Here is a 26,254-nt window from a genome sequence, read left to right on the forward strand (position 1 = left end):
GCGATGGAGCATTCCCGATTCAATCTGTCGCGCTGGGCGCTCGAGCACCAGGCGCTGACGCGCTATCTGCTGGTGGTGTTGCTGCTGGCCGGGCTGATGTCGTATTTCCAGCTGGGGCAGGACGAGGACCCGCCGTTCACCTTCCGCGTGATGGTGGTGCAGGCCTTCTGGCCCGGCGCCACCGCCGAGCAGATTGCGGTGCAGGTCACCGACAAGCTCGAACGCCAGCTGCAGGAAGTCCCCTACGCGGACAAGATCCGCAGCTTCTCCAAGCCGGGCGAGACCACCGTGATCTTCCAGCTGCGCGACGACGCGCCGGCGAAGGAGACCGCGCAGATCTGGTACACGGTGCGCAAGAAGATCGGCGATATCGCCGGCACGCTGCCGGCCGGCGTACGCGGTCCGTTCTTCAACGACGAGTTCGGCGATGTCTACGGCACCATCTACGCGCTGTCCGCCGACGGCTTCACCTACAAGGAACTGCGCGAATATGCCGACCTGGTGCGCCAGCAGCTGCTGCGCGTGCCGTCGGTCGCCAAGGTGTCGCTGATCGGCCTGCAGGACGAGAAGATCTATATCGAGTTCAACCAGACCCGCTTCGCGCAGCTTGGGCTCGACCTGAACGCGATCGCCGACCAGATCGCCGAGCAGAACAACCTGACCGCCAGCGGCGTGCTGGTGACGCCCAGCGACAACGTGCAGGTGCGCGTGTCGGGCCAGTTCGCCGATGTCGGCGACCTGCGCAATATGGTGCTGCGCGGCCCCAACGGCGCGGCGAACATCCGGCTCGGCGATATCGCACGCGTCTATCGGGGCTATGTCGATCCGCCGGCGCCGCGCATGCGCTTCAACGGCAAGGACGTGATCGGCCTGGGCATCTCGATGGAGAAGGGCGGCGACATCATCGCGCTGGGCGAGGCGCTGCGCGCCGAGGCCGACACGCTGCGCAAGCAGCTGCCGGTCGGCATCGAGATGGAGCAGGTGCAGGACCAGCCGGAGGCGGTCAAGCGTTCGGTCGGGGAGTTCGTGCGCGTGCTGATCGAGGCGGTGGTGATCGTGCTGGCGGTCAGCTTCATCTCGCTGGGCCTGCACACCAAGCCGCTGCGGCTAGACGCGCGCCCCGGCCTGGTGGTGGCGCTGACGATCCCGCTGGTGCTCGCGGTCACGTTCCTGTTCATGAACGTGTTCGACATCGGCCTGCACAAGGTCTCGCTGGGCGCGCTGATCATCGCGCTCGGACTGCTGGTCGACGACGCCATCATCGCGGTCGAGATGATGGTGCGCAAGCTGGAGGAGGGCTTCTCCAAGATGGAGGCCGCGACCTTCGCCTACACCTCGACCGCGATGCCGATGCTGACCGGCACGCTGATCACCGCCGCGGGCTTCCTGCCGGTGGGTCTCGCGCGTTCGACGGTCGGCGAATACACCTTCGCCATCTTCGCGGTGACGGCGCTCGCGCTGGTGCTGTCGTGGCTGGCGGCGGTCTATTTCACGCCGTATCTGGGCTACCTGCTGCTGAAGGTCAAGCCGAGCGAGGGCGGCCATCACGAGGTGTTCGACACGCCGTTCTATGCGCGCTTCCGCCGCGCGGTGGACTGGTGCGTGGAATGGCGCAAGACCGTGATCGCGATCACGCTGGGGACCTTCGCGCTCGGCATCTTCGCCTTCCAGTTCGTCGAGAAGCAGTTCTTCCCCGATTCCAGCCGGCCCGAGCTGATGGTCGAGATGTGGCTGCCCGAGGGCGCCAGCTTCGCGCAGAGCGAGGCCGAGGCCAGGCGCTTCGAGGCCGCGCTGCGCGGCGATGCCGATGTCGGCAGCATCACCACCTTCGTCGGCACCGGCGCGCCGCGCTTCTATCTGCCGCTGGACCAGATCTTCCCGCAGAGCAATGTGGTGCAGCTGATCGTGCTGCCGGTCGACGTCGAGGTGCGCGAGCGGCTGCGCCAGCGCATCATCGCGCTGCTCGCAAGCGACTTCCCGCAGCTGCGCGGCCGCGTCAAGCTGCTGCCGAACGGGCCGCCGGTTGCCTATCCGGTGCAGTTTCGCGTGATCGGGCCCGAGGCGGCGGGGGTGCGGCGGATCGCGGATCAGGTCAAGGCGATCATGAGCGCCAATCCGAATACGGTCGGCGTCAATGACAACTGGAACGAGAACGTCAAGGTGCTGCGCCTGGACATCGACCAGGAAAAGGCGCGCGCGCTCGGCGTGACCACCAATGCGATCGCCCGCGTCACGCAGACCGTGCTGACCGGCGCGCCGGTCGGCCAGTATCGCGACGGCGACAAGCTGATCGACATCGTGATGCGCTCGGCCCGGGACGAACGCGAGGCGCTGGCCGATCTGCACAACGTGCAGGTGCCGACCGCCAGCGGGCGCGCGGTGCCGCTGACGCAGGTGGCGCGCATCGGCATCCGTTCCGAGCCGGGCATCGTCTGGCGCGAGAATCGCGATTTCGGCGTGACCGTGCAGGCCGACGTGGTCGACGGCATCCAGGGACCGACCGTGACCGCGCAGATCAACCCGCAGCTCGACAAGCTGCGCGCCGAGCTGCCGGCCGGCTACCTGATCACCGTGGCCGGCGCCGAGGAGGAGAGCGGCAAGGCGGGCGCGTCGATCGCCGCGCAGCTGCCGCTGTGCGTGTTCCTGATCTTCACGCTGCTGATGCTGCAGCTGCACAGCTTCTCGCGCGCGGTGATGGTGTTCCTGACCGGCCCGCTCGGGCTGATCGGCGCTGCGGCGACGCTGTTGCTGCTGCAGGCGCCGATGGGCTTCGTTGCCCAGCTGGGGATCACCGCGCTGGTCGGCATGATCATCCGCAACTCGGTGATCCTGGTCGACCAGATCGAGCAGGACATCCGCGCCGGCGTGCCGGCCTGGACCGCGATCGTCGAGGCCGCGGTACGCCGCTTCCGGCCGATCATGCTGACCGCGGCGGCCGCCGTGCTGGCGATGATCCCGCTGTCGCGCTCGGTGTTCTGGGGGCCGATGGCGGTCGCGATCATGGGTGGCCTGCTGGTCGCCACGGTGCTGACGCTGCTGTTCCTGCCGGCGCTGTACGCCGCCTGGTTCCGCGTGCGCCGGCCGGAGGAGGCCAGCGGCGTGATGGCTTGATCGGGGCGTGATCGCGGCCTGATCGCAGCCTGGTCATGGGCTGCCCGGGGGACTGGATTCGCGCCGAACCATGCGCTACAATCCGCGGTCTTTGCCGGGCAGCGGTGCAACGCCGCAGGCCGGTCGGAGAAGCAGGGGGGCGCATGCAGTTCCGGTCGCCTCCTTTGTTTTTTCGGCCTTGATGCCCGACAGACCGCGGAGCCTCCCGTCAGAGCGGCGCCGCTTGGACCGCGAGGGTGGCGAAATTGGTAGACGCACCAGGTTTAGGTCCTGACGCCAGCAATGGTGTAGGGGTTCGAGTCCCCTCCCTCGCACCACACTTCCTGATCGTCTCGTTTCCCGTACGGCAGCGCCCGGCCGCCGCGATTGGTGAAACATTTGCTTACCGACGTTTCACCGGATGGCTCGCCGGGGATCCGCGCCGGCGCTAAGCTGCTCGACAAGAAGAACGCCGTCGCGCCCGCGTCGAATCGGGACAACATCATGACCCTCACAGCAAAAACCCTCTGTCTCGCCGCCTTGCTCGCGCTGCCGCTGGCCGTCCACGCCGATCCGTGGAAGGACGAAAGTGGCCATGGCAAATGGCGCGGTCATCACCATGGCGGCGACTACAAGGAAGAGTACTGGGACGGCAACTGCAAGGTCGAACGCAAGTTCAAGGGCAACGGCGACTACAAGGAAGAACGCAAGTGCAAGGGGCCGCGCTACGGGTACTACGGCCCGGCGCCGGTCTATGTCCAGCCGGCCCCGGTCTATGTCGAGCCGGCCCCGGTCCATGTGCCGCCGGGCGTCACCGTCCACGGCACCGTGACGTTCCCGCGCTGATCCGCCGCGGTTCCCGCTGACTCCTCGCTGATTCGCCGCTGGTTCGCCGCTGGTTCGCCGCGGCTTTCCCGTTCCAGCGTGGCGGCGCCATCGCCGCCGCCCGCGTTCCGGGCGTCCCCGCGTCCCGTCCCCCGCGTCCTATAGTAGATACCCGCAGGCCAGCGTTGCACCGGCGCCCCCATTCGCGGACGGCGCGCCACGCGCCTCACGCCAGTGCGCGCCATCCCTGTATCTCGAAGAGGGGAACCATCATGGCACTGGCAACCACCCTGGCGACTTGCCTGAGCAGCAAGAACAGCCATTTCGATATCATCCGCCACCCCTATGCGCTGGGCAGCATGGCGACCGCGCAGGCGGCCCATGTGCCGGGCGATCGCCTGGTCAAGACCGTATTGCTGGAGGACGAGGCGGGCTATGTGGTGGCGGTGATGCCGTCGACCCGCCTGCTCGATCTGTCCGAGCTATGCGAACGCACCGGCCGCCGGCTGACGATGGCCAGCGAGGACGAGGTGCGCGAAGTGTTCAAGGACTGCGTGCTGGGCGCGATCCCGCCGGTCGGCATGGCCTATGGCATGCGCACCTATATCGACGAGAGCCTGCTTGGCCAGCCCGAGGTCTATTTCGAGGCGGGGGATCACGAGGAGCTGATCCACATGACCACGGAGGCCTTCCTCGACCTGATGGCAGGCGCCGAGCGAGGGCAGTTCACCCGCCGCATGATGTAGCGGAAACGGGCAGGCCGCCGTGTGCGAACGGTAGCTGTCGGCGCGCTGCACGGCGCCGGTGATGCGAAACGCCGCCGCGCCGTCGCTCAGGGCTGCTCGCCTTCGAGCGTGAAGGTCGCGCCGGCGTCCTGGCCGAGCAGTTCGACCAGCGCCGGCAGCGCCGCCTCCAGCGCCGCCCGCAGCGTCCACGGCGGATTGGCCACGAACATGCCGCTGCCATGCAGGCCGAGCCCGCCGGGCACCGGGTGCTTGACCGTCAGCGTGGCATGCAGCCAGCCCTTGAACGGCAGCGCCTTCATCTGGACCGGCAATTGCCCGGACTCGCGCCGCTGCACCTGCGGATACCAGACCGCATAGGTTCCGGTGGCGAAGCGCTGCAGCCCATCGCGCAGGCACTGCACGGTGCGCGCGTAGTCCTGCTTGTCCTCGTATGACGGATCGATCAGCACCAGCGCGCGGCGCGGCGGGGGCGGCAGGATGGCCTTGATGCCGCCGAAGCCGTCGCCGTCGTACAGCATCACGCGGCGTCCCGCGCCGCGGAAGTTCTCGCGCAGCACCTGGATCTCGGTGCTGTGCAGTTCGAACAGCCGCAGCCGGTCCGCGTCGCGCAGCATCTGCCAGGCGAGCCACGGCGAGCCGGGATAGTGCCGGAGGCGGCCGTCCGGGTTCAGCGTGCGCACCTGGTCCAGGTATTCCTGCAGCAGCGGCGGCAGCGCGCGGCCGTCCGCGGCGGCCCGCCACAGCGGAGCGATACCGGTCTCGAACTCCGATTTCTTGGTCGCATAGCCCTCGTCCAGCGCATAAAGGCCGGCGCCGGCGTGCGTGTCGATGTACCAGAACGGCTTGTCCTTCTGCGTCAGGTAATCGAGCAGATGGGTGACGATGGCGTGCTTGAGAACGTCGGCGTGATTGCCGGCGTGGAAGGCGTGGCGATAGCTGAGCATGGCAGGGGCGGGCGGAGCAGGGCGCCATGCTACCATCCGGCCGACCTTCCGCGGCGCCCGTGGCCGTCATACAGCGTTTTGCGCTCGTTTTGGGCCGGCTTTGCGCCGTTTTTTGCGCCGTTTTTTTGCGGCGATCGTGCGCCGGTCCTGGCGTGCCGCGAAGCGTCTTGCCGCGCCGTCCTCCGTCCTGTTTTTCCGTTCTTCCGATGCCCCGCGCCCTCGATCCCGCCGAGCCGATCCTGTCCGACCAGGGTACGCCGTACTCGCCCCGCTATGACGACGTCTATCACAGCGTCGAGGGCGGGCTGGCGCAGGCGCGGCATGTCTTTCTCGGCGGCAATGGCCTGCCGCAGGCGTGGCAGGGGCGGGAACAATTCGTCATCGTCGAAACGGGCTTCGGCCAGGGGCTCAATTTCCTGGCGACGTGGCAGGCCTGGCGCGACGACCCGCGCCGCTGCGCGCGCCTGCATTTCGTCTCGATCGAGAAGCATCCATTTACCCGTGAAGGCCTGGCGGCGCTGCATGCCGACCTCGAAGAGCTGGCACCGCTCGCGCAGCAGTTGCAGGCCGCGTGGCCCCTGGCGCTGCCGGGGCTGCATCGGCTCGCCTTCGACGGCGGCGCGGTGGTGCTGACGCTCGCGCTGGGGGACGTGCAGGCACTCTTGCCGCGGCTGGCAGTCGGTGCCGATGCCTTCTATCTGGACGGCTTCGCCCCGGCGCGCAATGCCGACATGTGGGATCCCGTGGTGATGAAGGGGCTGGCCCGGCTGGCGCGTCCCGGCGCCACGCTGGCGACCTATACGGCCGCCGGCTTCGTGCGGCGCGGCCTGCAGGCGGCCGGGTTCGAGGTCAGCAAGGCGCCGGGCTTCGGCAGCAAGCGCGACATGACGGTCGCGCGCGTGCCGGCCGAGCGCCGGCGCCGCCATGCGCCGCCTTCGCCCGGTGCCTGGACGCGGCGCCACGCGATCGTGATCGGCGCCGGATTGGCCGGCTGTGCGGTGACCGAGCGGCTGGCGGCGCGCGGCTGGCGCGTGACGCTGATCGACGCGCACGACGGCCCGGCGCGCGAGACCTCGGCGCATCGCGCGGCGGCCATGCACCCGCATCTGTCGCCGGACGACAGCGTGCTGTCGCGGCTGTCGCGCGCCGGCAATCTCCATGCATTGCGGGCCTGGCAGGCGCTGGCCGAGGCCGGGCATCCGGTCGGCTGGCAGGGTTGCGGCGTGCTGCAGGTCGGTCAGGACGACGAGGACACGGCGCTGCAGCAGCGCGCGCTGGCTGAACTCGGGTTCCCCGCGGAGTATGTACGCTGGATGTCGGCGCAGCAGGCTGCCGACGAGCATGGCGCCACGGTGGCGCGCGGCGGCTTGTGGTTCCCCCAGGGGGGATGGGTCGCGCCGCCCGACGTCTGCCGCGCTCAGTTGGCGATGGCGGGGGCGGCCGTGGAGACACGGTTCGGCTGCCGTATCGCCTCCCTGCGCCGGACCGATGACGGGTGGCAAGTATTCGACGAGGCAGGGCGGCCGGTGGCCGAGGCGCCGGTGCTGGTGCTCGCCAATGCGCACCACGCCAGCGGCCTGCTGCCGCTGCGCCATCTGCCGATCCGGCGCGTACGGGGGCAACTGACCACGCTCGAGCCCGGCGATGTCGCCCGGCTGGGCCGCTGGCCCGACTGCGTGGTAACGGGCAGCGGCTACCTGCTGCCGCGCGACGGCGACGGCAGCGCCAGGATCGGGTCCAGCTACGAGCCGGACGAAGGGCCGCTGGTCGAACGGGTCGAGACCCATGCCGACAATCTGCGCCGGCTGTCGGCGCTGTTGCCGGACCGGAGCGCGGCGGTCAGTGCGCTGGATCCCGCCGCGCTGCACGGCTATGTCGGCGTGCGCAGCGTCTCGCACAATCGCTTGCCGTGGGTCGGCCAGGTGGCCGACGAGGCCGAGTGCGAGCGCCGGGCCGCCTCGCTGCGCGGCGCGCATCTGCGCGATCTGCCACGGCTGCCGGGGCTGTATGTGGCGCTCGCGTTCGCCTCGCGCGGGCTGACCTGGGCGGCGCTGGCCGGCGAACTGCTGGCCAGCCGGATCGAGGGAGAGCCGCTGCCGGTGGAAAGCGATCTCGCCGACGCGCTGGATCCGGCGCGGCTGCTGCTGCGGGCGCTGCGGCATGGGCAGCACGGCGGCGACGGGCAGGATGCCGAACGGGATACCGGGCGGGATGCTGAACCGGATGCCGGGCAGGGCGCCGGGCGGCCCGGTCAGGCCCTGTCAGGGTAAAAACTGCCGGAACCGGATCGAAACCGTGCGATAATCCGCGTTTTCCGTTTGCGCGGTGTGTTTGTTTGCGCGAGTTCGCGATCGGGGCTCAGGCGGCTTGTCCGCGTGCCTCATGCGTGGCTGGTGCGTGCGAACCGTTCGACGGCCTGAGGGAGAAAACCCTGCACGCAGGCACGCAAGCGGAACGCGCTGACGAACACAACAACATTTCTGGATTGGATTGACGACCATGTCGAATGTGATTGAAAACCTCGGCAAACTCGACCGCAAGGTGACCCTGGCCATTCCGAAGGCCGAGGTCGAGAAGGAGAAGCAGGAGCGCCTGGTTCGCCTGTCGAAGACGGTCAAGATGGCCGGCTTCCGCCCGGGCAAGGTGCCGATGAAGATGGTCGAGAAGCAGTACGGCCAGCAGGTCGAGTTCGAAGTGCGCTTCGACAAGGCCGCCCGCAAGTTCTTCGACATTACCCAGCAGCAGGACGTCAAGGTCGCCGGCCAGCCCAAGTTCGAGATCAAGACCGAAGGCGTGGCGGACGACGAAGTGGCATTCGACGCCACCTTCGAGGTCTACCCGGAAGTCAAGATCGGTGACCTGTCGGCCGCCGAAGTGGTCCGCACCAAGACCGAGATCACCGACGCCGAGATCGACAAGACCATCGAGATCCTGCGCAAGCAGCGCGTCCACTACCACGCCCGCGGCGAAGCCGGCGAGCACGGCGACGGCGGCGGTGAAGTGGCGGCCAAGAACGGCGACCGCGTGACGGTCGACTTCGTCGGCAAGATCGACGGCGTGGAGTTCGCCGGCGGCAAGGCCGAGGACTTCGTCTTCGTGCTGGGCGAAGGCCGCATGCTGCCCGAGTTCGAGCAGGCCGCGCTGGGCCTGAAGGTTGGCGAGAGCAAGACGTTCCCGCTGGCGTTCCCCGAGGACTATCACGGCAAGGAAGTCGCCGGCAAGACCGCCGAATTCACCATCACGATGAAGCAGGTCGAGTGGGCTCACCTGCCCGAGATCGACGACAACTTCGCCAAGTCGCTGGGCATCGCCGACGGCAGCGTCGAGAAGATGCGCGCCGATATTCGCGAGAACCTGGAGCGCGAGGTCAAGCGCCGCACGCACGCGATGCTGAAGGACCAGGTCATGGAAGCGCTGATCAAGGCCAGCGAGCTGGACGTGCCCAAGGCGCTGATCGAGCAGGACCAGGAGCGCCTGGTGCAGATGGCCCGCCGCGACCTCGAGCAGCGTGGCATGCCGAACGCCAAGGACATGCCGATTCCGCCGGAGATGTTCGCGCAGCAGGCCGAGCGCCGCGTCAAGCTGGGCCTGATCCTGGCCGAGATCGTCAAGGCCAACGGCCTGGAGGCCAAGGCCGACCAGATCAAGGCCGAGATCGAGGAGTTCGCCAAGAGCTACGAAGATCCGAAGGAAGTCATGCGCTGGTACTACGGCGACCAGCAGCGCCTCGCGGAGATGGAAGCCTACGTGCTCGAAAACAACGTGGTAAATTTCGTGTGCGAGAAGGCCAAGGTCATCGACAAGCCGGTGTCCTTCGAAGAGCTGACGGCCGAAGGCAACGGCGGCCAGCAAGCCTGATCGAAAGAAAAAGCCGCCTTCGGGCGGCTTGTTTGCCTTTCGCCGAGGCCACTGGCCTGCCACCGAATTCTGGAGAACCCTGCATGACCCGCAATGATTTGCTCGATCGTCTCGCCACCACGCAAGCCTCGGCGCTGGAGACCATGGGCCTCGGGCTGGTGCCGATGGTGGTCGAGCAGTCCGGTCGGGGCGAGCGCGCCTATGACATCTACTCGCGCCTGCTGAAGGAGCGCCTGGTGTTCATGGTGGGCGAAGTCAACGACCAGACCGCCAATCTGGTGATCGCGCAGCTGCTGTTCCTGGAGAGCGAGAATCCCGACAAGGATGTCTTCCTCTACATCAACTCGCCGGGCGGTTCGGTATCGGCCGGTCTGGCGGTGTACGACACGATGCAGTTCATCAAGCCGGACGTGTCGACGCTGTGCATGGGCATGGCCGCCAGCATGGGCGCGTTCCTGCTGGCCGCCGGCGCCAAGGGCAAGCGCCTGGCGCTGCCCAACTCGCGGATCATGATCCACCAGCCGCTGGGCGGCGCTCGCGGCCAGGCCTCGGACATCGAGATCCAGGCGCGCGAGATCCTCTATCTGCGCGAGCGCCTGAATTCGATCCTGGCCGAGGTCACGGGTCAGCCGGTCGAGAAGATTGCCCGCGATACCGACCGGGACAATTTCATGAGCGGCGACCAGGCGGTCGACTACGGCCTGATCGACAAGGTGATCGCCCGCCGCGGTTGAGCCTGGCGCGGCGCGCCGGCTTCGAACCCAGATCCGGCCTCAAACGGCCAAGCCTACACCACATAACGAGGCCCTGCGCCTCGTTTGTGGTGTTTGCCCCCACACCTTGGGGGTTCCGCCCGCTGCCCGAAAGGTTTTGGCGTATGATGCGTTTGACGCGTATCGCCAAGGTCCTTTCTGCGCCCTGGCGCGCCCCTGCTAATGTGACGATTCCTATGGCGGACAAAAAAGGTTCATCCAGCGAGAAGCTTCTGTATTGCTCCTTCTGCGGCAAAAGCCAGCACGAGGTCAAGAAGCTGATCGCCGGCCCGTCGGTGTTCATCTGCGACGAATGCATCGACCTGTGCAACGAGATCATTCGCGATGAAGCCGCCGGCGCCGACAAGGACGCCCCGGCCGCGGCGAAGTCGGATCTGCCGACGCCGCACGAGATCCGCGAAAGCCTGGACCAGTATGTGATTGGCCAGGAGCAGGCCAAGAAGATCCTGGCCGTGGCTGTCTACAACCACTACAAGCGGCTCAAGCATCTCGGCAAGAAGGACGATGTCGAGCTCTCCAAGAGCAATATCCTGCTGATCGGCCCGACCGGTTCCGGCAAGACGCTGCTCGCGCAGACGCTGGCACGCCTGCTCAACGTCCCGTTCGTGATCGCGGACGCGACCACGCTGACCGAAGCCGGCTATGTCGGCGAGGACGTCGAGAACATCATCCAGAAGCTGCTGCAGAACTGCAATTACGAGGTCGAGAAGGCCCAGCGCGGCATCGTCTACATCGACGAGATCGACAAGATCTCGCGCAAGTCGGACAACCCGTCCATCACGCGCGACGTGTCGGGCGAGGGCGTGCAGCAGGCGCTGCTGAAGCTGATCGAAGGCACCATGGCCTCGGTGCCGCCCCAAGGCGGGCGCAAGCATCCGAACCAGGACTTCCTGCAGGTCGATACCACCAACATCCTGTTCATCTGCGGCGGCGCCTTCGATGGACTGGAGAAGGTGATCATGCAGCGTTCGGACAAGACCGGCATCGGCTTCGGCGCGCAGGTCCAGAGCAAGGAAGAGCGCGACGTCAGCGAGGTTCTGCCGCAGACCGAACCGGAAGACCTGATCAAGTTCGGCCTGATCCCCGAGTTGATCGGCCGCTTGCCGGTGGTCGCGACGCTGTCCAAGCTCGACGAGGCCGCGCTGATGCAGATCCTGGTCGAGCCGAAGAACGCGCTGGTCAAGCAGTATCAGAAACTGCTGGCGATGGAAGGCGTCGAACTGGAAATCCGGCCGGCAGCGCTGTCCGCGATCGCCCGCAAGGCCATCAAGCGCAAGACGGGCGCGCGCGGGCTGCGTTCGATCCTCGAACAATCGCTGATGGATGTCATGTACGACCTGCCGAATTACAAGGGCGTGCAAAAAGTCGTGATCGACGAAAGCACCATCACGGGCGACGCACCTCCCTTGCTGATGTACGAGGACCAGCCCAAAGTGGCTGGCTCCAACTGACGCGAACGCCGGCGCATGGGCGGATCCCGCGCCGGCAGCCAACCGACAGGCCGTTCGCGAAAAGCGAGCGGCTTTTTTTCTTCATTTCGCCAAACGAACGGGAGGAAACGCGGGTATGCTGTTTGCGCGGGATTCGCAAGTGTCGGGGCCGTCATTTGACTGATGCTGCGAACCGGTGATTGCTGTCTTGTAATCGGTTCGTGCGACCCAATTTACGCCTTAAATGACTGACTGGGGAAACTGATGTCTGGAACACAACTCCTCCCGGCTGAGCCGATTCGCCTCCCACTGTTGCCGCTGCGCGACGTGGTGGTGTTTCCGCACATGGTGATCCCGCTGTTCGTGGGTCGCCCGAAGTCCATCAAGGCGCTGGAAACTGCGATGGAGTCGGGCAAGAGCATCATGCTCGTGGCCCAGAAAACGGCGGCGAAGGATGAGCCCACCGCCGAAGACCTGTACGAGGTCGGCTGCATCGCCAATATCCTGCAGATGCTGAAGCTGCCCGACGGCACTGTGAAGGTGCTCGTCGAAGGCACGCAGCGCGCGAATATCCGCGAAGTGAGCGAGGACGACTCGCATTTCATGTGCGAGGCCGTGCCGGTGCCCCTGGGCCCGGGCGAAAGCGCCGAGACCGAGGCCCTGCGCCGCGCGATCGTGTCGCAATTCGACCAGTACGTGAAGCTGAACAAGAAGATCCCGCCGGAGATCCTGACCTCGCTGTCGGGCATCGACGAGCCGGGTCGCCTGGCCGATACCATCGCCGCGCATCTGCCGATCAAGCTCGAGCAGAAGCAGAAGATCCTGGAGATGGTCAACGTGACCGAGCGCCTGGAGAGCCTGCTGTCGCAGCTCGAGGGCGAGATCGACATCCTGCAGGTCGAGAAGCGCATCCGTGGCCGCGTCAAGCGGCAGATGGAGAAGAGCCAGCGCGAGTACTACCTGAACGAGCAGGTCAAGGCCATCCAGAAGGAACTGGGCGAAGGCGAAGAGGGCGCCGATCTCGAGGAGCTCGACAAGCGCATCAAGGCCGCCCGCATGCCGAAGGAGGCCAAGAAGAAGGCCGAGGCCGAGTTCAAGAAGCTCAAGCTGATGTCGCCGATGTCGGCCGAGGCGACCGTCGTGCGCAACTACATCGACACGCTGGTCAACCTGCCGTGGCGCAAGAAGAGCAAGGTCAATAACGACCTGGCCAACGCCGAGCGCGTGCTGGACGAAGACCACTACGGTCTCGAGAAGGTCAAGGAACGGATCCTGGAATACCTCGCCGTGCAGCAGCGCGTCGACAAGGTCAAGGCGCCGATCCTGTGCCTGGTCGGGCCGCCCGGGGTCGGCAAGACCTCGCTGGGCCAGTCGGTGGCGCGTGCGACGAACCGCAAGTTCGTGCGCATGGCGCTGGGCGGCGTGCGCGACGAGGCCGAGATCCGCGGTCACCGCCGGACCTACATCGGTTCGATGCCCGGCAAGATCCTGCAGAGCCTGACCAAGGTCGGCGTGCGCAATCCGCTCTTCCTGCTCGACGAGATCGACAAGATGGGCATGGACTTCCGCGGCGACCCGTCGTCGGCGCTGCTCGAGGTGCTGGACCCGGAACAGAACCACACGTTCCAGGACCACTACATCGAGGTGGACTTCGACCTGTCGGACGTGATGTTCGTGGCGACCTCGAACTCGCTGAACATTCCCCCGCCGCTGCTCGACCGGATGGAAGTGATCCGGCTGTCCGGCTACACGGAGGAAGAGAAGGTCAATATCACCCAGCGTTACCTGCTGCCGAAGCAGATCCGCAACAACGGCCTGAAGCCGGGCGAGATCGAAGTCACCGAAGCGGCGATCCGCGACATCATCCGCTACTACACCCGGGAAGCCGGCGTGCGCTCGCTCGAACGCGAGGTGTCGAAGATCGCCCGCAAGGTGGTCAAGATGCTGCTGCTGAAGAAGGAGAGCGGCACGGTCAAGGTCGATTCGGACAACCTGGACAAATTCCTCGGCGTGCGCAAGTACGACTTCGGTCTGGCCGGCAAGGAAAACCAGGTGGGACAGGTCACGGGTCTGGCGTGGACCGAGGTCGGCGGCGATCTGCTGACGATCGAGGCGGCGCTGATGCCGGGCAAGGGCAATATCACCCGCACCGGCTCGCTGGGCGACGTGATGAAGGAATCGGTCGAGGCAGCCCGTTCGGTGGTGCGTTCGCGCGCCCGCCGGCTGGGCATCACGGACGAGATGTTCGAGAAGCGGGACATCCACATCCACGTGCCCGAGGGCGCGACGCCGAAGGACGGTCCGTCCGCCGGTATCGCGATGACGACGGCGCTGGTGTCGGTGCTCAGCGGCATCCCGGTGCGCGCCGATGTGGCGATGACCGGCGAGATCACGCTGCGGGGCGAAGTGCTGCCGATCGGCGGTCTGAAGGAGAAGCTGCTGGCCGCCCACCGCGGTGGCATCAAGCTGGCGCTGATTCCCGAGGAGAACGTCAAGGACCTCGCCGACATCCCGGACAACGTCAAGAACAATATCGAAATCGTTCCGGTGCGCTGGATCGACAAGGTGTTGGAAATGGCGCTCGAGCGCAAGCCCGAGCCGTTGCCGGAGGAAGTCGCCAGCCCTGCCGAAGTCAAGGACAAGGGCGCGGCTGCCACGCACGAGATGATTCACCACTGATCGCGTGAGGGCGGGGCGGGGCGATCCCGACCGCGCCCGCCGGCACCGCAAAACCGCAGGGTTCGCCCTGCGGTTTTTTTTCGCGCCGCGCGGTGTTCGGCTTGGCAAAGCCAAACGCGCTGTATTACACTTGCGGCCTCGCAGCGCAAACGGCAGTCAACGGCTGATACGTGCGCGGCGATACAGCCTGATTGGCGGCATTGCGGCCACATCGCGGCAACATCGAGCGGGTGCTTAGCTCAGCTGGTAGAGCGGCGCCCTTACAAGGCGTAGGTCGGGGGTTCGATCCCCTCAGCACCCACCACTCACTCGATGGCCCGATCGCCATGCCCCGCGTCATCAGGCCGTGTCGCCGGTGGCGAGACCGACATCGGAGTGGTAGTTCAGTCGGTTAGAATACCGGCCTGTCACGCCGGGGGTCGCGGGTTCGAGTCCCGTCCACTCCGCCACATTGCATCCGGGCACCGCCAGGTGGCCGGCCGAATCAGCCGCCTCCATGCGGCTGTTTTCATTTGTAGCCCGTCTTGTAGCCCGTCTTTTTGCCCAGTCCGCAGCGGCCGCCGGCGCCACATCCACAGGGCGACCCTGCGCAGCCTGCTAGAATCGCGGAGTTTGACCTCCGTCCCAACTTGATCCCGAGTCAGCATGCTTGATTTCGTTCGCAACAACCGGCGCCTGATGCTTTTGCTGCTGCTGGTGCTGGTGTTTCCGTCGTTCGTGTTCTTCGGCGTGGAAAGCTATTCGCGCTTCATGGACAGCTCGCACGACGCCGCCAAGGTCGGTGGCCGCGCCATCACCCAACAGGAAGTCGATAACGTGCTGCGCGAGCAGTCGGAGCGGATGCGTCAGGTGCTGGGCGCCGCCTACGATCCGCGCCAGTTCGAAGGGCCGGAAGCGCGCAAGGCCGTGCTCGATCAGCTGATCCTGCAGCGCGTGGTCGCCGACGAGGTCAATCGCGAGCATCTGACCGTGTCGAACGAGCGCCTGTACGAGGCGATCATCGCGATCCCCGCGATCGCACAGCTGCCGAAGAAGGCGGACGGCACGGTCGAGGACAAGGCCTATATCGAACTGCTGGCCTCGCAGGGCATGACGCCCGAACAGTTCGACGCACGCATGCGCTTCGACCTGGCGACACAGCAGCTCGGCCAGTCGATCGGTGCCACGGCCTTCATGCCGAAGTCGCTGCTCGACCGCCTGATCGCCGCGCGCGACCAGCAGCGCGAGGTCCAGCCGCTGCTGCTGAAGGCGACCGACTACGCCGCCAAGGTCACGGCCGACGACGCCGCGCTGAAGGCGTACTACGACAAGCATCGCCAGGCCTTCAGCGTGCCAGAGCAGGCCAAGGTCGAATACCTCGTGCTGTCCGCCGATGCGCTGGCCGCCGGCATCAGCATCACGCCCGAGCAGCTCAAGTCCTACTACGACAGCAATATCGCGCGCTTCCGTACCGACGAGCAGCGCCGCGCCAGCCATATCCTGATCGCCGCCTCGAAGGACGCGCCCGCCGCCGAACGCCAGGCCGCCAAGGACAAGGCGACCAGGCTGCTGGAAGAGCTGCGCAAGCATCCGGACACCTTCGCCGACGTCGCGCGCAAGCAGTCGCAGGATCCGGGCTCGGCGGAGAAGGGCGGCGACCTCGGCTTCATGGGCCGGGGCGCGCTGGTCAAGCCGTTCGAGGACGCGATGTACGCGCTGCAGCCGAACCAGCTCAGCGATGTGGTCGAGACCGACTACGGCTATCACATCATCAAGGTGACCGAGATCAAGCCGTCGCAGACGCGTCCGCTCGAGGCGGTCAAGACCGAGCTCGAAGCCGAACTGCGCAAGCAGCTGGCGGCCAAGCAGTTCACCGAGCAGGCCGATGCCTTCGGCAATACCGTCTATGAGCAAGCGGATAGCCTGAAGCCGGCCGCCGACAAGTTCAAGCTGACGATCCAGACCGCCGACAACGTGACCCGCGCGCCGAACCCCGCGCTGGGCGCCAACAATCCGCTGAACAACGAGAAGGTGCTGACCGCGCTGTTCAGCGATGACGCGATCAAGAACAAGCGCAACACCGAAGCGATCCAGGTCGGTCCCGAAACGCTGGTTGCCGGCCGTGTCGTCGAGTATCGCCCGGCGTCGGTGCGGCCGTTCGACGCGGTGCGCGACCAGGTCCGCGCGCAGTACGTGGCAGAGCAGGCCGCCGAACTGGCGCGCAAGGACGGCGAAGCGCAGCTCGCCAAGCTCAAGCAGAGCGGTTCGGCCGACGGCTTCGGCGCGGCCGTGACGGTGTCGCGCCAGCAGCCGGCCGGTCTGGCGCCGAAGGCGGTCGAGGCCGTGATGCGTGCCGATGCGTCGAAGCTGCCGGCGATGGTCGGCGTCGATCTGGGCGCGCAGGGCTATGCGATCTATCGCATCGCCAAGGTTTCGCAGCCGGCGCAGGCCAATCCCGCGCAGCGCCAGGCCGATGCCCAGCAGCTGTCGCAGCTGGCCGGCCAGAGCGAGCTGGAAGCGTTCTTCGAGAGCCTGAAGGCGCGGTCGGACGTCGAGGTGCTCAAGCCCGCGGCGCCGGCGGAATCCCAGCCGGCAGGCTGATGGCGATGGACAGGCCCCGCAGGGTCTGCCCGGTAGTCATGGAGAATGCATGGAGGAAAGGGGCCCCGCGGGGCCCCTTTCTCGTGCGCCGGTGGTCAGGGCCACCGGGCTGCCGTTCAGGCCGGTGGTCAAGGCCGCCGTGCGGCCGTTCACCCATCCATCCTGCAGGGCACCGTGCTGCGGCTTACCCGCGGCGCTGCTGCGCCTTGCCTTCCTCCGCGCTGCGCCGCTGGCGCTTGAGCAGCGGCTCCAGCTGCGGCCAGACGGTGTCGAGCAGCGCCGGCTGGGCCTGCGCGGTCGGATGGATGCGATCGTCCTGGAACCAGTCGGGCCGCGTCACCACCTTGTCGAGCAGGAAGGGCACCAGCGGCAGCTGATACTCCTTCGCCAGCTTCGGATACAGCGCGAAGAAGCGCTCGGTGTAGTCGGGCCCGTAGTTGGGCGGGATCCGCATGCCGATCAGCAGCACGCTGGCCTTGGCCGCCTTCGCGCTGGTGACGATCTGGCGCAGATTGGACTCGGTGCTCTGCAGCGGCAGGCCGCGCAGCGCGTCGTTGGCGCCGAGCTCGACCACCACGACGGCGGGGCGGTGGCGGGTCAGCAGATCGGGCAGACGGGTCTTGCCGCCCACCGTGGTCTCGCCGCTGATGCTTGCATTGACGACGCTATAATCGAACCTCTCCGCGCGCAGGCGGTCTTCCAATAACTTGACCCATCCTGCGCCGCGCGCGATGCCATATTCCGCCGACAGGCTGTCGCCAAGCACCAGGATGGTGGGCGCGCGTTGCGCCAGTGCCGGCATCGCCGCCAGCGCCAGCAGCCCGCCCAGCACCAGGGCGCGCCAGCGTCCACCGATGTCCCGCCAGAAACCGTTCCGGAAACCCTTGCTCATGTCCTCATCCATTCTTGCTGTCGAATCCTTGGGAAAGACCGTGACGGACGCGACCGGTTCGCTGACGATTCTGCACGACGTGTCCTTTTCCGTCACGCCCGGCGAAACGCTGGCCATCGTCGGCGCCTCGGGTTCGGGCAAATCGACGTTGCTCGGGCTGATGGCGGGCCTGGATCTGCCGAGCCGCGGCACCGTGTCGCTGCACGGGCACGACCTGTTCGCGCTCGACGAGGACCAGCGCGCCGCGCTGCGCGGCCGGCATGTCGGCTTCGTGTTCCAGTCCTTCCAGCTGGTCGGCCATCTGACCGCGCTGGAGAACGTGATGCTGCCGCTGGAGCTGCGCGGCGAGACCGACGGCGTGCGCGAGCGCGCCAAGGGGATGCTGGAACGGGTGGGCTTGGGCGCGCGCCTGTCGCACTATCCGCGCACGCTGTCGGGCGGCGAGCAGCAGCGCGTGGCGCTGGCCCGTGCCTTCGTCACGCGGCCCGATATCCTGTTCGCCGACGAGCCGACCGGCAGCCTCGATACCGCGACCGGCGAAGCGGTGATCGCGCTGATGTTCGAACTGAACCGCGACGCCGGCTCGACGCTGGTGCTGGTCACGCACGACCGCTCGGTCGCGGCGCGCTGCGGCCGCATCCTGACCATCGAGGCAGGGAAGGTCGCCAGCGACGAGTGGATGGGCGCCGAGGTCTGAGCACGCGGCCAGGGCCGGCGCTCAGCCTCCGCGGGCCAGCGCGCTTCTGGCGCGCGCGATCAGCGCGCTGGTGGACGGATCGTGCGGGCCTTCGCCGCGTCCGTTCAGCTCGGCCTCGATCGGCCGCGCCAGCAGCTTGCCCAGTTCGACGCCCCACTGGTCGAACGAGTTGATATTCCAGATAGCGCCCATCACGAAGGTGCGGTGCTCGTACAGCGCGATCAGCGCGCCCAGCGCGCGCGGCGTGATGCCCTCGATCAGCAGCATATTGCTGGGCCGATTGCCCGCGAAACGCATATGCGCGATGCGCTCGGGCTCGACGATGCCGGCCGCGCGCAGTTCGTCCTCGGTTCGTCCGCGCATCAGCGCCTCGGCCTGCGCGAAGCAGTTGGCCAGCAGCTTGGCATGATGGCCCGGCAGCGTGCGCGGGGCGGACAGCGGCGCGACGAAGTCGACCGGCACGATCTGCGAGCCCTGGTGGATCAGCTGGAAATAGGCGTGCTGGCCATTGGTGCCGGCCGTCCCCCAGACCACGGGCGAGGTGTCGACGCGCACCGGCTGGCCGTCGCGCTGCACCGACTTGCCGTTGCTCTCCATTTCCAGTTGCTGCAGGAAGGCGGGGAACAGTTCCAGCGAGGTCGAGTACGGTGCCATGCAGCTGGTCGGCAGGCCGAACACATTGCGGTACCAGACCCCCAGCAGGCCGAGGATCACCGGCATGTTGCGCGCGAGCGGCGCGGTGCGGAAGTGCTCGTCCATCTCGCGGCCGCCGGCCAGCAATTCGGCAAAGGCCTCGAAGCCCAGCGCCAGCGTGATCGACAGCCCGACCGACGACCACAGCGAAAAGCGGCCGCCGATCCAGTCCCAGAACTCGAACATATTGGCCGGGTCGATGCCGAAGGCGCGCACCGCCTCGAGATTGGTCGAGACCGCGACGAAATGGCGCGCCAGTCCGCTCTCCGGCACGCCGCGCGCGACAAACCACTGGCGCGTGCTGTTGGCATTCGCCATCGTCTCGAGCGTGGTGAAGGTCTTCGAGCAGACGATCACCAGCGTGCGTTCGGGATCGAGCCGCGCCAGCGTCTCGGCCAGCTCGGTGCCGTCGACGTTGGAGACGAAATGCACGCGCGGCCCGGAAACCTTGCCACCTTCGCTACCATCGCCGGCAAGGTGCGCCAGCGCGCGGCACACCATGCGCGGTCCGAGGTCCGAGCCACCGATGCCCAGGTTCACCACGTCGGTGATGGTCTTGCCGCTATGCCCCTTCCATTCGCCGCTGCGCACGCGCTGCGAGAAGTCGCGCATGCGCGCGAGCACATCGTGCACCGCCGGCATCACCGGCTTGCCATCGACCTGGAACGGGGCATCGGGCGCGGCGCGCAGCGCCATATGCAGCGCGGCCCGATCCTCGGTCGCATTGATATGTGCGCCAGCGAACATGGCATCGCGCCGCGCGGGCACGCCGGCCTCTTCGGCGAGCTGGACCAGCAGGTCCATCGTCTCCGGCACGATGCGGTTCTTCGAGTAGTCCAGGAACAGGCCGGCCGCTTCCAGCGAGAACCGGTCGACCCGCTCGCGGGCGTCGGGCGCGGCAAACCAGTCGCGCATCCGCTGGTCGCGGATCGCTTGGTAGTGCTGCTGCAGACGTTGCCAGGCGGGAAGATCAGTAGGCATTGCGAAATACGGGCGGAGTAGGGTCGAACGCAAAAAAGTCGAGCGGATGATGCAAGCGGATCACGAGCGCCGAACGAGCGCAAAAAAACGAGCGCAGACGACGCGGAACGTGCCGAGTATAGCGTGCACATTCCGCGAAAACTGTCAGACAACGCCGCAATCAGCGCGTTCCGCCGAGGCTCCTGGCCACCAGCCGCAATGCCGATTCGCCGCCCGCGACCCAGACGCCGCCGGCGCAGATCACCGCGATGCCCAGCGCCGTGGTCCAGTCCGGCAGCTGGCCGAAGGCGAGGAAGCCGACCGTGGTGGCCGAGATGATCTGCAGATAGAGGAAGGGACTCAGGAACGATGCGTCGGCGTACTGGAAGGCGCGGATCACGAAGTAGTGGCCGAGCGAACCGGTGATGCCCGCCGACAGCAGCAGCGCGCATTGCAGCGGCGTCGGCATCGCGGTGAACCAGAAGAAGGGCACCAGCAGCGTGGTCAGCGCGGCGCCGGTGATGCCGCTCCAGATCAGCGTGGTCATCGGCGCATCGTGGGCCGCCATGCGCCGCGTCAGCATCTGCAGCAGCGCGAACAGCAGTGCCGAGGTCAGGCCCAGCGCCACGCCGCCGGGCGTCAGCTCGCCGCCCGGGCGCACCACCACCAGCATGCCGGCAAAGCCGATCAGCACGCCGCTCCAGCGCATCAGGCGGGCGTGGCGGCCCGGGCGTTCGCCGAGCAGCCATGGCGACAGCGCGACGACGAACAGTGGCGCGCAGAAGTTCAGCGCGGTGGCCGTCGCCAGCGGCATCAGCTTCAGCACCGAGAAGAACACCAGCGTCGAGGCCAGCATCAGGCCGCCGCGCATCCATTGCAGCCGTGGCTGGCCGGTGCGGACCTGTGCCCGGAAGCGCGCCGGGCCGAGCAGCAGGAAGATGGCGACCACATGGCCGACGTAGCGCACCCACGCGACCGCCATGATCGGCAGGCCCTGCTGGGTCAGCGTCTTGCCGGTGGCATCGAGCAGCGTCAGGATCCATTGGCCCAGCACCAGCAGCGCGATGCCGGTCAACAGTTGCCGGCGGCTAGGCGCCGCGCCCTGTATCGGGATCGCGCCGCTCATTGCCGCGCACCCGGCATGACCAGCGCGTTCAGTTCGTACCGCGCGGCGCGGGGCAATTCGCCGGCGGTCAGCCCGGCGGGGCCTTCGCCGCCCGCCACCAGGCGATCGGCGGCACGGCCATGCAGCCAGACCGCGGCCAGCGCCGCGGACTCGGCCGCCATGCCCTGTGCCAGCAGCGCGCCGATCATGCCGGCCAGCACGTCGCCGGTGCCGGCGGTGGCCAGGCCCGCATTGCCGGTCGGGTTGATGGTGACCGCGTGCTCGCCCGCGTTCTTGCCGGGACCGGCGATCACGGTGCCCGAGCCCTTGAGCACGACCACCGCCTGCCATTGCGCGGCGAGCGCGCGTGCCGCGGCGAGGCGATCGCGCTGGATCTCCGCCACGGTGCAGCCCATCAGCCGCGCCGCTTCGAGCGGATGAGGCGTCAGCACGCGTGGCGCAGTGCCGGCCCCGGCCAACGCCGCCAGGGCCGCGTCGGTGGCCAGCAGGTTCAGCGCATCGGCATCGAGCACCGTGGGCGTACCGGCCTGCAGCGCGACCCCGAGCCATTGGCGCGCGTACTCGCCGGTGCCCATGCCCGGCCCGGCGACCAGTGCCGACATCTCGGCCAACTGCAGCCGGTCGACCGGATGCAGCATCAGTTCGGGATGTACCGGATCGAACGGCGGCGCGGGGTCGGCCAGAAAGCCGATGTGCACGCGCCCGGCGCCCAGATGCAGCGCCGCCCGGGCGCCGAGCAGCGGCGCGCCGACCATGCCGATGCTGCCGCCGATCACCGCCAGCGTGCCGAAGCTGCCCTTGTGGGTGGCATGCCGCCGGCCGGGCAGCGCGGCGGCGAAGCGGGCCGGCGTATTGGCCCAGGCCGCCGGTGTGTCCTGCGGCGGATAGCCGAGGCCGAGCGGCGCGATATCGAGCTCGCCGGCGCAGTCGCGGCCGTCGAGCGTCAGCAGCCCGGGCTTGGCGGCGATGAAGGTCAGCGTGCGCGTCGCGCGCACCGCGGGCGCACCGGCGCCAGTATCGGCCGACAGGCCGCTCGGCACGTCCAGCGCGAATACCGGCACGCCCTGGTCGGCCAGGATGCCAAGGCGCGCGATCCATTCGGCCAGCGCGCCGCTGGCGGGACGGTTCAGCCCGATGCCCAACAGGCCGTCGACCACGGCGGCAAAACGCGGCGCTGTCGCGGGCCAGGGAGGGGCCGTCTGCGGCGAGGCGGCATCGGGCACCAGCACCTGCAGCGGCACGCCGGCGTCGTTTGCCTGCTGCCACGCGCGCGCGGCGTCGGCGGGCAGGCGCGCGGGGTCGGCCAGCAGCCAAGCCTGGATCTCGCGCCCGGCCCGATGCAGGTGCGTGGCCGCGACCAGCGCGTCGCCGCCGTTATTGCCCGGCCCGGCCAGCAACAGCAGCGGTCCGGCCGGCGCGTGGGCATTCAGCCAGGCGGCAGTCGCGGCGCCGGCGCGGGCCATCAGCGTGAATGGCGACAGGCCGGCGTAGGCGGCCTGTTCGAGCCGGCGGATCGCGGCGCTGTCGAACAAGGGGACCGGCGTGCTGCTGGCCGGATCGAAGCGCAGCCAGTCCGCATTCGCAGTGGCTTCGGCGATTTCGGCGGTCACGGCGGTCTCAGCGGCCGTCCCGCCGGCGGCCGTCCCCGCGGCGGCAGGAGAGGAGAAGGGCGTCATCGGCGCATTATCGCAGCGCCGCCGGCAAGCGGCTCATCGCCGCGGACCGAGGCCGTAGCGGTCCGGCGTCAGCCCTTCCAGGTCGATCTCGGCCGGCGCGCCGGCCACCTGCGCCGCGAGCAGCTTGCCCGAGCCGCAGGCCATCGCCCAGCCCGTCGATCCATGGCCGAGATTGAGGAACAGCCCCGGCACGTCGGTGGCGCCGATCAAGGGCGGTCCGTCCGGCAGCATCGGCCGGGCACCGGTCCACAGCGAGGCTTCGCCGTAGTTGGCGGCGCCCGGGAACCAGTCGCGTCCGACCTTCAGCAGCGTGCGCACCGCGGCCTGGCGCAGATCCAGCTTGCGCGAGCCGAGCTCGGCGGTGCCGGCCAGCCGGATGCGATTGCCCATGCGGGTGATCGCGACCTTGTACGACTCGTCCATCAGCGCGGCCAGCGGCGCCTGCAGGGCATCGCGCACGGGCACCGTCGCCGAATAGCCCTTGACCGGATACAGCGGCACGCGCAGGCCGAGCGGGCGCAGCAGCGCGGCACTGGCGACGCCGGCGGCCACCACGACGTGCGGTGCGCGCAGGATCGACTCGTTGCCCTGGTGCCGCGTCGATACGGACAGCACGCCGTCGCGCGGCGCCCCGATGCTGTGAACGGTGGTGTCCATCTGAAACCGCACGCCCGCCGCCTCGGCGAATTGCCGCAGCCGGCGCGTGAACATCGGGCAATTGCCCGATTCGTCCTCGGGCAGATGCAGCCCGCCGGCCAGCGCGGTGTCCGGAGCGAGGCCGGGCTCGAGGCGGCGGCATTCGGCGGCATCGATCAGCCGGTGGGGCACCGCGTTCTCGCGCAGCAGCGCCAGCGCGGGCCGGGCCATGTCGAGATCGCGCTCGGTCCTGAACAGCTGCAGATAGCCCTGCGACTGCTCGTAGTCGATCTGCAGCTGGTCGCGCAGCTGGTGCAGGCAGGCGCGGCTGTAGAAGGCCAGCCGCTGCATGCGCAGCTTGTTGATGCGGTAGCGTTCGAGCCGGCATTCGCCGAGCCAGCGCGCAATCCAGCGCCACATCGCGGGGTCGGCGCTGGGGCGGAACACCACCGGCGAGGTACTGGCGAAGAGGGTGCGCAGCACCTTGGCCGGCATCCCGGGCGCGGCCCACGGTGTCACATACCCGGGCGCCATCACGCCGGCGTTGCCGAAGCTGGTCTCCTGCGCGGGAGAGGCGCGCCGGTCCAGCACGGTGACCTCGAAGCCGGCCTCGCGCAGATACCAGGCCGAGCACACGCCGATCACGCCGGCCCCGATCACGATCGCACGCATGGCGCCTACATCTTCATCTGCGCGGGCAGGTAGGTCACCAGGCCGGGGAAGGCCCAGATCAGCAGCACCGCCACCACCATCAGCACGAAGAAGGGGAAGGCGGCCCAGGCGATATAGCTGATATTGCGCCGGGTCATCCCCTGCAGCACGAACAGGTTGAAGCCGACCGGCGGCGTGATCTGCGCCATCTCGACCACCAGCACGACGAAGATGCCGAACCACAGCAGGTCGATGCCGACCGCCTGGATGGTCGGCAGCAGCACCGACATCGTCAGCACCACCATCGAGATGCCGTCGAGGAAGCAGCCCAGGATGATGAAGAACACCATCAGCGCGATGATCAGCATGAACGGCGTCAGGTTCAGGCCGACGATCCACTCGGCCAGATGGCGGGGCAGGCCGATGAAGCCCATTGCCAGCGTCAGGAACGACGAGCCGGCCAGGATCAGCGCGATCATGCAGTACAGCCGCGTCGCCGACATCAGCGAATCGCGGAACGTTTCCCACGTCAGCGTGCGTTGCGCCAGCGCGAGCACCAGCGCGCCGACCACGCCGAGCGCGGCCGCCTCGGTGGCGGTGGCGATGCCGGCGTAGATCGAGCCCAGCACCGCGCCGATCAGCAGCACCACCGGGATCAGGTGGCGCGATTCGGCCAGCTTGGCATGCAGGTCCAGCCGATGCTCGGGCACCGGGATCGCATCGCGATGCCGCCAGCCCCAGACCGCGACGTAGCCCATGAACAGCAGCGCCAGCATCAGGCCCGGCAGCACGCCGCCGATGAACAGCTTGCCGATGGACACATCGGCGGTGACGCCATAGACGATCATGATGATCGACGGCGGAATGAGCAGGCCCAGCGTGCCGGCGCCCGCCAGCGAGCCGATCGCCATCGACTCGGGATAGCCGCGCTTGGCCAGTTCGGGCAGCGAGATCTTGCCGATCGTCGCGCAGGTCGCGGCGCTCGAGCCCGACACCGCCGCAAAGATCGTGCAGCCGATCACGTTGACATGCAGCAGCCGGCCGGGCAGCCGCTGCAGCCACGGCGACAGCCCGCGGAACATGCCCTCGGACAGCCTGGTCTTGAGCAGGATCTCGCCCATCCAGATGAACAGGGGCAGCGCCGTCAGCGTCCAGCTCGACAGCGAGCCCCAGACGGTCAGCGCCATCGATTCGCCGCCGACCTTGTTGGTGAACAGCTCCATCGCCATCCAGGCGACGCCGAGAATCGCGATGCCGATCCAGACGCCGGCGCCGAGCACGGCGAAGATGGCGACGATCAGGAAGAAGGTGATCCAGAGATCCATGTGGTTGCGTTCCTGTGGGGGCTGACCGGTCGATACGTCGGCGTTACTCGGTGCGCGCCATTTCGCCGCTTTCCTCGCGCGGCAGACGGCGCGTGCGCACCACGTAGACGAACTCCTCGGCGAAGGCGACGAACAGCCCGAACAGGCCCACCGCCATCGACAGCTGCGGAATCCACAGCGGCGTGGCGTCGGTGTTCTGCGAGATGTCGTGATAGATGTACGAGTCGTACGCGAGCTTGCCCGCGTAGTAGGTGAAGTACGCGGTCAGCAGCGTGGCCACCGCCAGGCAGAAGATCTCCACCCAGACACGCGGCCTGCCGTGCAGGCGCTGCAGGATCAGCGTCACGCGGATATGGTCGCCCTGGCGCAGCGTCGCGGCCAGTGCAAGAAAGGAGCCCGCGGCCATGAAATAGCCGGCATAGGCGTCGCCGCCGTCGATCTGGAAATTGGCGAAGCGCCCGATGATGATGGCCAGTTCGATCAGCAGCGTCAGGCAGATGAAGACGGCGGCCAGCGCGCCGAGCGCCTGGTAGAACCACTGGAAGCGGGAAGTCATGATGCGTCCGGAAGGCTGGGGGAGGGAAGCGGAGGGCGATGCCGCGCCGGTGTCATGCTGCCGTCCCCGCGAGGGCGAGGACCAGCTGTCTCGTCGCGAGCCGCTGTCGTCCCTGCC

The 26,254-nt window shown here is 67.8% G+C and carries 18 protein-coding genes and 3 tRNA genes; 13 read left to right on the top strand and 8 right to left on the bottom strand.

Going from position 1 to position 26,254, the window contains the following annotated elements:
- Nucleotides 1-3 precede the first annotated feature (3 nt).
- The 4 genes from KZ686_RS10545 (at nt 4) to KZ686_RS10560 (ending at nt 4,661) form a co-directional block, all read left to right on the top strand.
- Nucleotides 4-3,111 (top strand): efflux RND transporter permease subunit, encoded by a 3,108-nt coding sequence (locus tag KZ686_RS10545; RefSeq protein ID WP_265632337.1) that lies wholly within the window; start codon nt 4-6, stop codon nt 3,109-3,111.
- Between the two features lie 230 nt (nt 3,112-3,341).
- A tRNA-Leu gene (locus KZ686_RS10550) sits at nt 3,342-3,428 on the top strand.
- A 166-nt stretch (nt 3,429-3,594) separates the two neighbouring features.
- Nucleotides 3,595-3,936: a PXPV repeat protein gene (locus tag KZ686_RS10555; protein WP_223819567.1), complete on the top strand. Its 342-nt coding sequence runs from the start codon at nt 3,595-3,597 to the stop codon at nt 3,934-3,936.
- Between the two features lie 251 nt (nt 3,937-4,187).
- Nucleotides 4,188-4,661: an aminoacyl-tRNA deacylase gene (locus KZ686_RS10560; RefSeq protein WP_149318865.1), complete on the top strand. Its 474-nt coding sequence runs from the start codon at nt 4,188-4,190 to the stop codon at nt 4,659-4,661.
- A gap of 86 nt (nt 4,662-4,747) precedes the next feature.
- On the opposite strand, the gene KZ686_RS10565 is transcribed toward KZ686_RS10560, so the two are convergent.
- Nucleotides 4,748-5,605, bottom strand: coding sequence for a 23S rRNA (adenine(2030)-N(6))-methyltransferase RlmJ (locus KZ686_RS10565; RefSeq protein WP_265632338.1), 858 nt, complete (start codon nt 5,603-5,605; stop codon nt 4,748-4,750).
- Nucleotides 5,606-5,811: 206 nt separating this feature from the next.
- Between KZ686_RS10565 and mnmC the strand changes: the two genes are divergently transcribed.
- The 8 genes from mnmC (at nt 5,812) to KZ686_RS10605 (ending at nt 16,925) form a co-directional block, all read left to right on the top strand.
- On the top strand, nt 5,812-7,875 hold the full coding sequence (gene mnmC, locus KZ686_RS10570; RefSeq protein WP_265632339.1) for a bifunctional tRNA (5-methylaminomethyl-2-thiouridine)(34)-methyltransferase MnmD/FAD-dependent 5-carboxymethylaminomethyl-2-thiouridine(34) oxidoreductase MnmC: 2,064 nt from the start codon (nt 5,812-5,814) through the stop codon (nt 7,873-7,875).
- 229 nt (nt 7,876-8,104) lie between these two features.
- Nucleotides 8,105-9,463, top strand: coding sequence for a trigger factor (tig, locus tag KZ686_RS10575; protein WP_265632340.1), 1,359 nt, complete (start codon nt 8,105-8,107; stop codon nt 9,461-9,463).
- A gap of 83 nt (nt 9,464-9,546) precedes the next feature.
- Nucleotides 9,547-10,197, top strand: coding sequence for an ATP-dependent Clp endopeptidase proteolytic subunit ClpP (clpP, locus tag KZ686_RS10580; protein WP_006575957.1), 651 nt, complete (start codon nt 9,547-9,549; stop codon nt 10,195-10,197).
- A 215-nt stretch (nt 10,198-10,412) separates the two neighbouring features.
- Nucleotides 10,413-11,687: an ATP-dependent Clp protease ATP-binding subunit ClpX gene (clpX, locus tag KZ686_RS10585; RefSeq protein WP_149318861.1), complete on the top strand. Its 1,275-nt coding sequence runs from the start codon at nt 10,413-10,415 to the stop codon at nt 11,685-11,687.
- A 243-nt stretch (nt 11,688-11,930) separates the two neighbouring features.
- Nucleotides 11,931-14,345, top strand: coding sequence for an endopeptidase La (lon, locus tag KZ686_RS10590; protein WP_149318860.1), 2,415 nt, complete (start codon nt 11,931-11,933; stop codon nt 14,343-14,345).
- A gap of 228 nt (nt 14,346-14,573) precedes the next feature.
- Nucleotides 14,574-14,649 (top strand) — tRNA-Val (locus KZ686_RS10595).
- 68 nt (nt 14,650-14,717) lie between these two features.
- Nucleotides 14,718-14,794: transfer RNA gene (locus tag KZ686_RS10600), tRNA-Asp, on the top strand.
- Nucleotides 14,795-14,990: 196 nt separating this feature from the next.
- Nucleotides 14,991-16,925 (top strand): SurA N-terminal domain-containing protein, encoded by a 1,935-nt coding sequence (locus KZ686_RS10605; RefSeq protein ID WP_149318859.1) that lies wholly within the window; start codon nt 14,991-14,993, stop codon nt 16,923-16,925.
- A 184-nt stretch (nt 16,926-17,109) separates the two neighbouring features.
- On the opposite strand, the gene KZ686_RS10610 is transcribed toward KZ686_RS10605, so the two are convergent.
- On the bottom strand, nt 17,110-17,817 hold the full coding sequence (locus tag KZ686_RS10610; RefSeq protein WP_265632341.1) for an arylesterase: 708 nt from the start codon (nt 17,815-17,817) through the stop codon (nt 17,110-17,112).
- Here KZ686_RS10610 and KZ686_RS10615 point away from each other — a divergent pair.
- Nucleotides 17,816-18,514 (top strand): ABC transporter ATP-binding protein, encoded by a 699-nt coding sequence (locus KZ686_RS10615; protein ID WP_265632342.1) that lies wholly within the window; start codon nt 17,816-17,818, stop codon nt 18,512-18,514. The two genes, KZ686_RS10610 and KZ686_RS10615, sit on opposite strands and share 2 nt — an antisense overlap.
- A gap of 21 nt (nt 18,515-18,535) precedes the next feature.
- Here the strand turns inward: KZ686_RS10615 and pgi are convergent, their stop codons facing one another.
- The 6 genes from pgi to KZ686_RS10645 form a co-directional block, all read right to left on the bottom strand.
- Nucleotides 18,536-20,188 carry a glucose-6-phosphate isomerase gene (gene pgi / locus KZ686_RS10620; RefSeq protein WP_265632343.1) on the bottom strand — a complete coding sequence of 551 codons (1,653 nt, stop codon included), beginning with the start codon at nt 20,186-20,188 and terminating at the stop codon, nt 18,536-18,538.
- 160 nt (nt 20,189-20,348) lie between these two features.
- The gene (locus KZ686_RS10625) at nt 20,349-21,293 is read right to left on the bottom strand and encodes a DMT family transporter (protein ID WP_149318856.1); all 945 of its coding nucleotides are present in this window, start codon (nt 21,291-21,293) and stop codon (nt 20,349-20,351) included.
- Nucleotides 21,290-22,903 (bottom strand): NAD(P)H-hydrate dehydratase, encoded by a 1,614-nt coding sequence (locus KZ686_RS10630; RefSeq protein WP_407648482.1) that lies wholly within the window; start codon nt 22,901-22,903, stop codon nt 21,290-21,292. The genes KZ686_RS10625 and KZ686_RS10630 overlap by 4 nt, the downstream gene beginning before the upstream one ends.
- Nucleotides 22,904-23,002: 99 nt before the next feature.
- Nucleotides 23,003-24,277 (bottom strand): D-amino acid dehydrogenase, encoded by a 1,275-nt coding sequence (locus KZ686_RS10635; RefSeq protein WP_265632345.1) that lies wholly within the window; start codon nt 24,275-24,277, stop codon nt 23,003-23,005.
- A 5-nt stretch (nt 24,278-24,282) separates the two neighbouring features.
- Nucleotides 24,283-25,581: a TRAP transporter large permease gene (locus KZ686_RS10640; protein ID WP_149318853.1), complete on the bottom strand. Its 1,299-nt coding sequence runs from the start codon at nt 25,579-25,581 to the stop codon at nt 24,283-24,285.
- A 43-nt stretch (nt 25,582-25,624) separates the two neighbouring features.
- Nucleotides 25,625-26,137: a TRAP transporter small permease gene (locus KZ686_RS10645; protein ID WP_149318852.1), complete on the bottom strand. Its 513-nt coding sequence runs from the start codon at nt 26,135-26,137 to the stop codon at nt 25,625-25,627.
- Nucleotides 26,138-26,254 lie beyond the last annotated feature (117 nt).

Source organism: Cupriavidus cauae, assembly GCF_026210475.1.
Lineage (GTDB): Bacteria > Pseudomonadota > Gammaproteobacteria > Burkholderiales > Burkholderiaceae > Cupriavidus > Cupriavidus cauae.